Source organism: Candidatus Sysuiplasma acidicola (assembly GCA_019721035.1).
GTDB classification, from domain to species: Archaea; Thermoplasmatota; Thermoplasmata; order Sysuiplasmatales; family Sysuiplasmataceae; genus Sysuiplasma; species Sysuiplasma acidicola.
Map to the genome: position 1 here is coordinate 84,450 of JAHEAA010000002.1, position 11,972 is coordinate 96,421.

10 protein-coding genes are annotated in these 11,972 nt (G+C 52.6%); 6 read left to right on the forward strand and 4 right to left on the reverse strand.

Translation table 11 applies throughout. The annotated features are described in order from the left end of the window. Together KIS30_01350 and KIS30_01355 are read left to right on the forward strand one after the other, a co-directional pair. Entirely contained in the window at positions 1–591 is a 591-nt protein-coding gene (locus KIS30_01350; protein ID MBX8645395.1) for a hypothetical protein, read from the forward strand. A gap of 1 nt (position 592) precedes the next feature. Next, entirely contained in the window at positions 593–1,651 is a 1,059-nt protein-coding gene (locus KIS30_01355; protein MBX8645396.1) for a glycosyltransferase family 4 protein, read from the forward strand. Here KIS30_01355 and KIS30_01360 read toward each other — a convergent pair. Beyond that, complete coding sequence (locus tag KIS30_01360; GenBank protein ID MBX8645397.1) at positions 1,621–2,601, reverse strand: FKBP-type peptidyl-prolyl cis-trans isomerase; 981 nt, start codon at positions 2,599–2,601, stop codon at positions 1,621–1,623. The genes KIS30_01355 and KIS30_01360 overlap by 31 nt on opposite strands. Before the next feature lie 20 nt (positions 2,602–2,621). Between KIS30_01360 and asnS the strand changes: the two genes are divergently transcribed. Further along, on the forward strand, positions 2,622–3,980 hold the full coding sequence (asnS, locus tag KIS30_01365) for an asparagine--tRNA ligase (protein MBX8645398.1): 1,359 nt from the start codon (positions 2,622–2,624) through the stop codon (positions 3,978–3,980). 6 nt (positions 3,981–3,986) lie between these two features. Here the strand turns inward: asnS and gcvT are convergent, their stop codons facing one another. After that, a complete protein-coding gene (gene gcvT, locus KIS30_01370) occupies positions 3,987–5,090 on the reverse strand; it encodes a glycine cleavage system aminomethyltransferase GcvT (protein MBX8645399.1) in 1,104 nt (367 codons plus the stop codon). A gap of 27 nt (positions 5,091–5,117) precedes the next feature. Then, complete coding sequence (locus KIS30_01375; protein ID MBX8645400.1) at positions 5,118–6,278, reverse strand: AAA family ATPase; 1,161 nt, start codon at positions 6,276–6,278, stop codon at positions 5,118–5,120. 647 nt (positions 6,279–6,925) lie between these two features. Here KIS30_01375 and KIS30_01380 point away from each other — a divergent pair. Both KIS30_01380 and KIS30_01385 read left to right on the forward strand, forming a co-directional pair. Further along, on the forward strand, positions 6,926–8,362 hold the full coding sequence (locus KIS30_01380) for an IS66 family transposase (GenBank protein MBX8645401.1): 1,437 nt from the start codon (positions 6,926–6,928) through the stop codon (positions 8,360–8,362). Positions 8,363–8,879: 517 nt separating this feature from the next. Next, entirely contained in the window at positions 8,880–9,458 is a 579-nt protein-coding gene (locus KIS30_01385) for a 50S ribosomal protein L15e (protein MBX8645402.1), read from the forward strand. Here KIS30_01385 and KIS30_01390 read toward each other — a convergent pair whose 3' ends face one another. Beyond that, the gene (locus KIS30_01390) at positions 9,459–10,316 is read right to left on the reverse strand and encodes a hypothetical protein (GenBank protein MBX8645403.1); all 858 of its coding nucleotides are present in this window, start codon (positions 10,314–10,316) and stop codon (positions 9,459–9,461) included. It abuts the gene before it with no gap. 250 nt (positions 10,317–10,566) lie between these two features. Between KIS30_01390 and KIS30_01395 the strand changes: the two genes are divergently transcribed. Further along, on the forward strand, positions 10,567–11,964 hold the full coding sequence (locus tag KIS30_01395; protein MBX8645404.1) for an MFS transporter: 1,398 nt from the start codon (positions 10,567–10,569) through the stop codon (positions 11,962–11,964). The last annotated feature ends 8 nt before the right edge of the window (positions 11,965–11,972 follow it).

Below are 11,972 nucleotides of genomic sequence, written 5' to 3' on the forward strand. Positions count from 1 at the left end.
ATGATCACTGTCGGCCAGTTTGTTTACGCACTGTTCAGGCCATACGGTGAAAGCGGACTCATATTAGCGCTGTTCATAATTTTCTTTCTGGATGCTACCTTCTTCCCTACGCTTCCCGAACTGTTTACGGTTGTCATATTCCTAGCCATGCCTACGTCCTCCTTTGCGTTGCTCATGCTGGCTACGATCAGTGTCGCGGAATTCTCAGGCATAAACAGCCTGTATTACATCGTGAAGCACCATGATCTGCCGCTGTGGATCAAGAGCAAAATGATCTCTTATTCAAGGTTCTTCATCGTGAAGGACGAGAAGATAATACTGTTGAACAGGGTTGCGCCTGTGATACCTTTTCTTGGAGCGTTCATAGCAACATGCGAGTGGCGCTACGGCCGGAGCATAGCTTACAATTTCATAGGAGGCATCGCAAAGTATGCGCTGATAATACTACTCGCGTCTTTTCTTCTCAGCGTCTTTTCCAACCAGTTCGAAGCCGAAGTCATAACCATAGTTGCCGTCGGTTTGCTCATAGGCTTCAGCGCATATCTCTCGAACAGGGAAAAGAGAAGACTGGGCATGGGAGCTGAGAGCTGATTTGAGAATTGTCGAGCTGAATCCGTTCTACCTGCCGTATGACGGTGGAATTGAGAAGAGGATAGCGGCGATAACCTCCAGGCTCTCCGGAAAGCACGAGATGTTTGTGGTGACATCCAGACTGCCGGGAACGCCGGAACGGGAGAATATCAGAGGGGCGACAGTCATAAGACTTCCGAGCAGCTACAGAGGAACATACAATCCACCCATGGTAAAGAGCACCGGAGTAACGGACACGCTCAGGATGCTCAATGCGGACGTGGTGGATTATCATTACCGCTGGGCGCATACATACAACAGCGCTTTCTTCCGGTATGACGGAAACAGGATTGTCACGTTTCACAATCAGTACGGGGAAGGCACCGGCCTGCTGGCAGTAGCCAGCAGACTGAACGACTTTTTCTACCTCCGCCGCATGAGAGGATTGAGGGTGATGGCCATATCCGATTTTGTGCGTTCCCAGCTGCTAAAGAAAGGCATAGAGCCGCACATGGTAAGGACTGTTGTAAACGGCATTGACATACATGAGCACGTGACAGCAGACGACGGTTTCGCTCTTTTCATAGGCAGACTGGTGCCGACCAAGGGAGTAGCACACCTGGTGGATGCCGCTGTCCGGACAGGAATTTCGCTGAAAGTTGCAGGCACTGGACCGATGTTTGAAATGCTGAGAAAGAGGGCAGCCGGGAGCTCGGTTGAACTCCTGGGCAGGATTGACGAAGAGCAGAAGGAGAGGCTGCTCTCGAGATGTTCATTCTTCGTAATGCCCTCTCTGCAGGAATCATTCGGCATAGCATTACTTGAGGCCATGGAGCACGGAAAGGCCGTGATTGCTTCCAGCGCCGGAGGCCTCGCCTCGGTTGCCGGAAATGCAGGCATCATCGTCCCGCCTGGAGACAGCGCCGCAATAGCTGGAGCAATGAAACAGCTGTGGGAGGACGCAGAACTCAGGAAGAAACTCGGTGAGAATGCGGTGAAGAGGGCCAAGGCCTATTCATGGGACAACATAGTTACGGAGATAGAATCGGTCTACAGCTCTCTCTGTGATACCGGAGCATAGACCACGTAGCCGGCTATGCCGACGCTCTTGCCTGTTGTCGGATTGCTTATGTAGGTTATCGTCACGGTGAAGTCCAGCGTTCTTCCTGTCACCGGCCTGTTGTAATTGAGCGTTAACGTTCCGTTTGAATTTATGGACCACAGCATGAATTTGCTCCCGTTCTGATCCTGACCACCGAGATTCTTCACCATCTGCTGGGAAACGTCATTGCGCAATGTGATCTGACCGAGTCCTCCGTTCGCCGAGCTGTTTATGTCCATAACGGTGACTGGCCAGGCACCGTAACCAGGTTCGGTGCTGGAGTTGAAAGAATATGGATATATGACCATGCCGGCAGAAGGGGTGTACTGATAGACTACAGTGCTGTTCTGGGTGCTCATTATCGTGTCTGTCCAGTGCCAGAATGGATCTCTGAACGTCATGCCGCTGTATGGCTGCTGGCCGGTTGAAGAGATGAACTGGGTTCTGTTGACTGTGTGCACCATTGTCAGATGCTGAAATATAGGCATATAGGTGAGCAGTGACATGTTGAGCGGGCCGTATCCCTGGGACGCGGGTATTATCAGGAATTTGGTCTGATTTACATGCATGCCGACAATACCGCTGTCCATGCCGGCAACCACCTGACCCGTTCCGACATTGCTTATCTGCAGTGGCGTATATGTGCTGCTGTTTCCCCTCCATGTGAATCCCGGCCCCTTGGGATATGTGGCGTTGTTCTTGGCAACGGAATAAATGGATGTGTCAAATATTTGTCCGTTGGAATACTGGCCGGTATAGTTCAGATATACGTTGTCGCCGTTCTGAACGGTGAGAGCCGGCCTGGCTTTTGACGAGACATAATACTGGTATCCAACATAACTGAGAAGGGCCGCGCCGATCAGGAGCATGACTATAACAAAAGCACCCGCCCTCGAAATCCTGCCACGTACTGGAGCACCGTCACGCATTGCGGACCGATTAAAACATCATGCTAATAAAGCTTCTCCGCAATGGAGCCCCGCGCGGCAAGGGAAAAGTGGTCTGTTTGGCGAACGTTTTTACGAGCATTCGTGATGTGATTTCTTCCGGAGAAGAAGGAAAGAGTTTCAGCATCAGGGGATGGATTTACAGGACAAGAAGCAGCGGCTCCATAGTGTTCACTGTCATGAGGGATGCCACTGGCATAGTGCAGTGCACAGTGAAGAAGTCCGGCGTGCCCCCCGAGGATTTTGAGCAGGCGGCAAAGGCGCTGATTGAGACTTCGGCCGAATGCACGGGCAGTTTGAAGGCGGATGCCAGGGCACCGGGCGGATATGAACTGGTCGCCACATCATTCAAAGTCATTTCATTCGCCGAACCGTTCCCGATAACCGAAAATCAGAGCGAACCGTTTCTGCTCGACAACCGCCATTTGTGGATCAGGTCACGGGAACAGACGGCCATAATGAAGGTGAAGGCGTCGATTCTGCTCGGAGCGAGGGAGTGGTTTACTGAAAACGACTTCTGCGAAGTCACGCCGCCGATACTCACCACGAATGCCTGTGAGGGAGGCACCACACTGTTTCCGCTGAAATATTTCGACCAGAATGCGTATCTGAGCCAGAGTGCCCAGATGTACCTCGAGGCGCTGACCTTCAGCCTGGAGAGAGTTTTTGCCGTGACGCCATCGTTCAGGGCAGAAAAATCCAGGACGCCGAGACATCTGACTGAATACTGGCACCTGGAAGGGGAGGAGGCTTGGGTGAATAACGAGGGCAACATGCACATACAGGAGGAGCTTGTATCGCATGTTGTCCGCCATGTTCTGCAGAAGAGGAAGGAGGAGCTCGCCGTCCTCAAACGCAATGTGGAAGACCTGAAGGCTGTTGAGCCGCCGTTCGTGCGGCTCACATACGAAAATGCGCTGAAGATGCTTTCAGAGCGAGGTATGAACGCGAAATGGGGCGACGACTTTGGAACGGAGGAGGAGAAGATGCTCACTCTGGACAGCGTGAAGCCGGTGTTTGTCACAAACTTCCCGAAAGAGATAAAGGCGTTTTACATGAAGGAGAATGAGCAGGACAGCAGAACGTACAGCTGCGCTGATCTTATTGCTCCGGAAGGTTTCGGCGAAGTGATCGGCGGCAGCGAGAGGGAAACGGATGTGCGGAAGCTGGTCGCGCGCATGGAAGAACAATCCATACCGCTTGAACCTTATGCGTGGTATCTCGACCTCAGGAAATACGGTTCCGTACCACATTCCGGTTTCGGCCTCGGTGTGGAGAGGCTCGTAAAGTGGATATGCAAACTGGATCACATCAGGGACGCAGTGCCCTTCCCGAGGACTCCGTCGAGGATATACCCCTGACAACGGTCAGCGCACGAACGGCGGCTTTACGACAACGCCATCTATTGTCCTGCCGCGTATGTCTATGCGTACTTTCGTCGAAACGGGCGGCACCGGATATGCATATCCCATCGCGACCGGTGTTCCGAGGACAGGCGAAAAACCGCCGCTGGTGACAGTGCCGGTTCCTCCGTCAAAACTGAATCTGTCTCCATGCCTTGGTATGCTCCTGCCCTCCACCCTTATGCAGATGAGGCGGCTGTATCCGCCTGCCCTCTTCTGCTCCTCCAGCGCTTCTCTGCCAATGAAATCATGATCCCACTTGATGACCCAATCATAACCTGTTTCAAGGGTCGACTGCCTGCCGTCGAAATCGGTGCCGGAGAGCAGATACCCTTTCTCCAGTCTGAGCGAGTCTCTCGCACCCAGACCGGCGGGCACCGTTGCTGCATGATCTGACGAGAGTATGTCGCTCCATATACCGGGGGCATCGGAAGCGTGCGTGAAAAGTTCAAAACCGTCTTCGCCGGTGTAACCGGTCCTGGAGACGAAGAACGAGGAGTTTTTCAGCCTGTCCATGAAGGGTCCCTGTCCACCGGAAAATGTGCCTGTGAAACTGCGCAGGGGAACTGAGTCCGGCAGAATAGCGCCGATAGTCTTCACTGCCTCCGGACCCTGCAAAGCGATACAGCACACTTCAGCACTGACGTCGGAGACGTCACAGCTCACATTATTCACCACCCAGTTCAGTATCTCTTCCGTTCTGGAGGCGTTGGGAACTATGACAAACTCATCGGCCCCAGTCCTGATGGCAATAGTATCGTCGATTATGATGCCCCTGTCGTCGAGGAAATGTGTATAGGTGCATGAGCCGATTTCGCGACCGGCTATCCTGTTTGTCGACAGTCTATCGAGATCGCTCTCGCAGCTCTTTCCGGACAATATGACTTCACCCATGTGCGAGACGTCAAAAAGTCCGGCACTTCTCCTCACATTCATGTGCTCCTCCAGTATGGAAGTGTAATAGAGGGGCATCTCCCAGCCTGCAAACGGTACGATGTGCCCCCCGAGCCCGACATGCTTTTCAAAAAGAGGGGTCTTCTTCAACGCAGCTCCTTTATCATCCGTCACGTGTTCACCGTCCGCACACTGTGCATATTATCTCTTCCTTGATGAAAGCATCTCCTCGAGCCTCATTACCATTATATCCGCAGGGATGTCAAGGAGAGTAATCATGCCGGTCACACCGGAGGCGCCCCTCTTTTTCGACCTGAGATCTATGAGTCCGAGACCAACAAGCTCCTTCATGTGAGAATAGAACTGGGTGTGTCCCCTCGGCTTCTCACTGTACTCTTCACATACAATCCTGTAGATGTTTTCAACCTCGGTTGTTTCGGCGTACGCCCTTGTTCTCAGCAGGCGGGATGCAGAAAGCAGAACAAGCATCTGCTGTCTGCTCAGGCTGGACACTTTTTCTTCTGTCACAAACGAATAAGTTGATGCTTTTGCCGCGCGCACATCTTCGATCCCTATCTTCTGCGACATGCGTTCGTTTGCCAGCATGCCTGAGTTTTCCAGCAGCTCAAGTGCAAATCTCGCATCACCCCATTCGCCTGCGCTCTCTGCAATCATATCGAGCAGTTCGTCATCGACGGCACCGCTGACGAGCGCAAGCTCGGCTCTCGCCGACACAATATCGCGGAGCTGCTTCACAGTATATTTGCCGAATTCTATCACGTTTGTTCTCTTGAAGGTGGACATGGCGGACATGTCCAGCAATTCGAAGAGGTGCCGTTGTGATATCAGTATAAGCGAAATCCTGTGCTTGAGCGTGTCGGACTCTTCCGGCAGCCTGCTCAGATAATATACAAGATCGCTTGCACCACTCCTGATCAGTGCATCCACTTCATCGAGCACGAAAACGCAGTGAGCCTGTTTCTTCTCTATGTGCCTGCGCAGAACCTTCCTCAATTCCTGTGAGGAGAATCCCCTGTCGGGAAAGTTGGGATCGAAATAATTTATCAGCTTGAGAAGTGTCGAAACTTCGCTGTTCCTCTGCCTGCAGTTAACGATTGTCCATTCTATCTTGCGCCCGGCTTTCGCCGTCCTGAGCGAAAGGTCTGAACAGAAACTCTTCGACGTTACAGTTTTGCCCGTGCCTATGCTGCCGACCAGCAGTACATTCTGGCTGTACCCTCCCTCCTGCACTGGTTCGAACATCACCTGGAGCCTGCGCATCTGCTCCTCCCTGTGAGGCAGCTTGTCGGGGATGTAATCGAATGAGAGCTTTCCAATGTCCTTGAAAACACCGCTAGGCATGGTTTCAGTCTGGACGTTAACAACTGCACTTTAATTAGCTTTGGCGGTAACGACCTTGTCAAGTTTTCATTGATATTCCAATTGCTTCATGACTTCTGTGAACGCTCCCCGCTGCAAGCTATCTTGTAGTCAGCAGTTGCAGACAACGACAAGGTTACTGCGGCCGACACTGTTTATGTTATGCGGAATTGGCATGCTTCGGCGACCTCCCCCTGTCGCCGTTTAAATAGCCTGTAGGAGTGGAATGATGACATGCTGACGGCACGTTATCGGCTCCGTGGCAATGCCCATGCGGTGCCACATATGATCGCGACAGAACCAGGATGTCTGCCCGTGACCCGGGCAGGAGCAGGAGGCTGATGAGGCAATGAAGCAGTTCAAAGATGCTGAGCGGAAGCCTTCAAGTCAATGTTTTCAAGGAAAAGTTGACAGAGTCGTAAACATGTTTCAGCCGAACGTGAGGCGTAGAACTGTCAGCAATCATGCTTCCCTGCCGGTAAACGTGACGCCCGACTTTCAGGCAGAGGTGGCGTCACAGACACCGGCGTTGGTAACTGGTCAGTCTTATGAAAAGAGCCTAATGAAAGTGTTGTTTTCATTGAATTGACCGAAAGTTTTTTCGGGTAGGATCGCCATACACCCCTCTGATGAACCGGATTCTGAACGAAGAATTTGCAGGCAGGATTGAATTCCTTCTCTCCGCCGATGAGAAGAAGTTGAGACTCTCGCAGGATGCGAGACAGGAACTTCTCAGGAAGTTCCGTGAAATGATCGAGATGATCAGGAAGCTGGAGAAGGAGAATCAGAGACTCAAGGAGGATCTGAAGAAGGTACGTGACGATTACGAAGAGTACAGGCACCGCCATCCAGAGACAGTCGGCGTGAAGAACGGCAAGGCATACGCCATACCTGAGAACGCAAAGGATGAAGGCGAAGGCGGGAACGGGACCGGCAGGAAGCCGGGCGCTCAGCCCGGCCACAAACCGTTCTTCAGGGAAAAGCCGGCACCGGACTGGACGGAGGAACTGCCTGTCGATGTGTGTCCCGACTGCGGAAGCGGCGAACTCGGCGCGCCTTCACTGCGTGCAAGGACAGTGGAGGGCATCACACTGCCGGTGCACTTTGCAGTGGAGTATCTCATTCAGCGCAGATGGTGCGGCACATGCCGCACTTTTGTCGAGTCCGATGTGCCCGATGTACTGCCAGGGTCCAGGATTGACCTGAGGACGATGCTCGTCATGACATACATGCGCATCGCACTCAGGCTTCCGGTGCAGTCCGTCGCAGAGGCGATGCAGCGACTCTTCTCATTCCATGTCTCAGAAGGCGAAATCATAGGCGTGGAGAGGAAACTCGCTGACGCGTTCACAGACTACTACGAACAGCTGCTCGGGGACATACGCAATGCGCCTGTCCGCCACATGGACGAAACCACATGGCGTGTCGACGGCGAGAACAGCTGGTTATGGGCATTCGTCACAAAGTGGACCGTTGTCTATGCAATAAGGAAGAGCAGGAGTCATGAGGTGCCGCTCAACATACTCGCAGAACATGTTGCCGGCATCAACATCACTGACCGTTACAGGGCATACGACACGCTCGCCGCAAAGACGGGCGACCTGCAGTCATACTGCTGGTCGCATGTTCTCGGCGATGCGAAGGAACTGGCGGAGTTCTACGGCGAGGAGGGAAAGCGCATACACGACACGCTCCATTCCATACATGAAGATGCAGCGAAACTGAAACACATGGGAAATGAATATGATGTCGAGGCATTCGTATCGAGACTGAAAACACTCGACGTGCCGTACAAATCGGCACAGTGTGCCAGGTTCGTGAAGAACCTCATAGCAGACAGGGAAAAGCTGTTCCTGTTCGTCGAACTGGACATAGAGAGCACGAACAACCGTGCCGAGAGGGCAATAAGACCGGTTGTCATCTCGAGGAAGATATCTGGAGGCAGCCGCTCAGACAGCGGCGCCACCATGTTCGAGAAACTCGCGAGTATCGTACAGACGATGAAGCTCAGGGATCTCAATTTCCTCACAGACGGCATGAGAATACTGCGGACATCACACGGGTGAATGCCGCAACATACATTCTGACGGCGGGCGGCCGAATAATATTCGGAAACTCATGTCACTGTACACAAGACTGAATAGTTACCGATTGTAAGAAGTTATTTATAATATAGCCAAATTCGAAACCAGTTCAGATTTACAATCGATCATATTGGTGTGCCAGATGAATAAGGAAGAAGAGAAGAAGGGCGCAAAGGAGAAGAAAACAAAGCAGTCCAGAGCAGCAAAGGACGAGAAAGCAGTTGCGAAACATGCTTCGAAGGAGACGCCTGAAAGGAAGGAGAAGAAGAGCAGGAAGGAGGGGAAGGAGGTAGTAGCTGCCGAGGCTGTTGAAGCCGAAACGGAGAAAGTCACAAGATCGGAGAAGCCCAAGAAGAAGAGAACACGAAGCAGGAAAGGATCCGGTGCAGCAGCGAAGTCGGGCAAGCCAACTGTTCCTGCAGAACCCGGCGCTCCTGTTTCACAGCTTGCTCCGGAAATGCCGCCTGCCATGAAATTGAAATATGGCAGTGGCACGAGCATGTATGCTCACATATCTTCCTATCGCAAGAACAGCTTCAACAAGGCACTCGGCAGGACTGAGTGGGAGAGGCTGATACGCTGGCGCAAAGAGGAAAATTACAGAACCATTGAACATCCGACAAGACTCGACAGGGCACGCTCCCTCGGCTATAAGGCCAAGCAGGGTGTTACGCTGGTCAGGGTCAGGGTACGCAGAGGCGGACTCAGAAAGAGAAGGATAGCCAAGGGGCGCAGGGCGAAGAGAAAGGGTATACTGCGCATCACCATGAAGAAGAATACACAGAGAATGGCTGAGGAGCGTGTAGGAAAGAGATACCCTAACATGGAAGTTCTCAATTCCTACCCCGTAGGTCAGGACGGCATGCACCGTTGGTTCGAGGTCATACTCGTCGACCCATACAGCCCGTCTGTTCAGAGCGACAGGCATCTCAACTGGCTTTCAAACCAGACACATTCCAGCAGGGCCTTCCGCGGCCTGACTTCCGCCGGCAAGAAAGGAAGGGGACTGCGCTGGCGGGGCAAGGGCGTCGAGAAGGTCAGACCTTCCGTAAGGGCCAACGACAGGAAGGGTAAGTAATCAGGATATTCTGGCGAGCAGAGCAAGGCGCTCGCCTTCGGTCATTCCCGCCGCCGGATAAAAGAATGCGAAATTGGACTTTACCATCGCCGCTGCGTCCGCGATCCTGTCCACACTCAACGCAATGCCTGAGCATCGCGCCTGGGCTGCGATCGAAAGCAGTTGTTCCAAACCATTTACAGAGACAATGCTTATTTTTGCATTCCATTTCCTGATAGGCTCGATGTCATCATCCGTATTTCTGCCTATGACAACGCTGCATCCTCTCCTCATCATCATCCAGGGAATAATGATGTCATCACGCTTTTCCACCAGACAGGCGACACTGCCCTGCGTACCCATCGGCAGGCCACCGGGTCCCTGTTCGGAATTCCCGTAGATGTACGCCGCCTTCTCTCTTGCCTCGACGAACACTTCCACGTCCGGATGATCGAGCGAAACACGCAGTTCCATGTCCTCATGGTCTCCGATGATGCGCGATCCTGCTTCTCTGGCGAGTTCCATGCTCGTGTACTTCTGTCCGCCTGATCTGCGCGCTCTAACCGCGAATGCACAGCCTCTGTAAAGCAATCCTGACGCATAAGCCGAGACAGCGCTGACCAGTTCATTCATACCCACTGGAGCCTCCACCACTTCACTGAAGGAGGCTATGCCAAAGGTGCGCGAGATGATCTCTCTGCTCCTCTCGGCATTGCCGGATAGAACGTATATTCTGCCTCTGTCTGAAGAGACGATACATTCCTGCCCGGAGCCTAGGAATGCGTTCTCTATGTTTTCGATGAGTGTGTTGATGAATCTTCTTCGAACCCTTTCGCTCTTGAGACCTATCTCGGCATATCTGAGCAGGAATAGTGTCATCGGGCACTGTTAGTCTTCATTGTAATTAAAGAATGTCTGCCGTATGCATCTTCAGCGTCTGCCAGATTTGTTGCAGGTGGCATGTTCATGGAAACTGAAAGTGCAGGCCAGTGATTTACATCGATGGCAGCTGATCCCGTTCCTTCCAACACATTTTGTCGACGCTGGCCTGCAATAGCCGCCAGCAGACAAGCGCTTGCCGGACCACATAGGAACGACTAAATAAGTGTCGGTAAGTGACGGCACAGGGATGGGTGCAGTGAGCTCTGACTCCGGGCGTTATAACTGGTTTTATTCATTTTTCCTGACGAATGTACCAAATGGCGGTACTGCCCCGCTGATACCGTTGTTCCTTGTGGTCGCGTTTTCAGGCACAGTCTTGCAGGTCGGACTCGTCACCGCAGCGACTTCAGTTGCGTCCATTCCTGCATTTATAGTCTGGGGCAATCTTTCAGATCACCTTCACATGAGGAGGGTTTTCATCATCGAAGGGTTTGCAGGCCTCGCCGTATCCATGCTTGTTATGGCGTTCAGCGTTAACTTCCTCATGTTCTTCATAGCGAACTTTCTCCTTGGCCTGCTCTACACTGCCAGCGCTCCGGCGGCCACAGCACTGCTCATAGAACAAACGCCGCGTGAGCTTTGGTCAACAATGCTGGGCAAGTTCAGCAGACTAGGTGGTGCAGGTTATCTGGCGGGCCTGCTTCTTGGAGCACTCTGGTTCGAGGCATTGCCATCAACCGCATTCGACATGCGCCTGTTTTTCACTACTGTCGGCATCATAGCGGTTGCCGGCACATTCCTCGCTGTTTTTCAGATAAAAGAGAAGCGCGGTGAGACTCGTAGCGGACGCAAAGGCAACCACTGGAACACGATTGCAACTGTTCCGCTCGGTCTGAACGAACGGGCGAAATATCTTCCTTCGCGGATTGGCTCTTTTGCCAGGCTCGCGACTCCGACATCGGGGGAGAGAGCCGAGCTCGGACGGAGGCTCATGATCTATTATCTCGTCACCATACTAATATCCACAGGCTTTACGAGCTTCTACGCTGTGTATCCTAACTATCTGGTCGATTATCTGGGTCCCAGATACGGCATCAGGGAACCCTCGGTTTTCATCATCTATATCGGAAGCTCGCTTGCGTCGACGCTCAGTTACGGTGCAGTTTCAAAATTTTCTTCCGCCATCGGAGAGAAGAAGCTGCAGGCCACTGCCCTTGCAGCACGCGTCCTGCTCATACCGTCATTCTTCGCAGCGCCTTTTTTTCTTCACAGCAGTTCTGAAGTTTTTATATCCATGCTTGGGCTGAATGCAGCGATGGGCCTCTGCTGGGCCGTAATAAGTGTAACGGGACAATCCATCGTTGCCGGTATGGCCGGACCACATACAAGAGGAGAGGCGATAGGACTGTATAACTCGTCCCTCGGAATAGGTGCCATATCCGGAGCACTGACTGCAGGACTGATTACCGAATTGTCCGGATATTTCACCGACTTCCTCTTCTCATCGCTTTCCATTGTGTCAGGCATGCTTGTCCTGGCAGGATTGGACGTGCGATCTGCGAGAGTTGCTCCAGCAAGCAAGACGGAAGAGAACAGGCGCAAAGGACTGATGAAGCGCATCAGACTGATGATAGGAATGAATTAATGCTACGA

Coding starts and splice junctions, on each gene's coding strand:
- KIS30_01350 (MBX8645395.1), top strand. CDS start 1: ATGATCACTGTCGGCCAGTTTGTTTACGCACTGTTCAGGCCATACGGT.
- KIS30_01360 (MBX8645397.1), bottom strand. CDS start 2,601: ATGCGTGACGGTGCTCCAGTACGTGGCAGGATTTCGAGGGCGGGTGCT.
- asnS (MBX8645398.1), top strand. CDS start 2,622: ATGCTAATAAAGCTTCTCCGCAATGGAGCCCCGCGCGGCAAGGGAAAA.
- KIS30_01375 (MBX8645400.1), bottom strand. CDS start 6,278: ATGCCTAGCGGTGTTTTCAAGGACATTGGAAAGCTCTCATTCGATTAC.
- KIS30_01380 (MBX8645401.1), top strand. CDS start 6,926: ATGAACCGGATTCTGAACGAAGAATTTGCAGGCAGGATTGAATTCCTT.
- KIS30_01385 (MBX8645402.1), top strand. CDS start 8,880: ATGTATGCTCACATATCTTCCTATCGCAAGAACAGCTTCAACAAGGCA.
- KIS30_01390 (MBX8645403.1), bottom strand. CDS start 10,316: ATGACACTATTCCTGCTCAGATATGCCGAGATAGGTCTCAAGAGCGAA.
- KIS30_01395 (MBX8645404.1), top strand. CDS start 10,567: ATGGGTGCAGTGAGCTCTGACTCCGGGCGTTATAACTGGTTTTATTCA.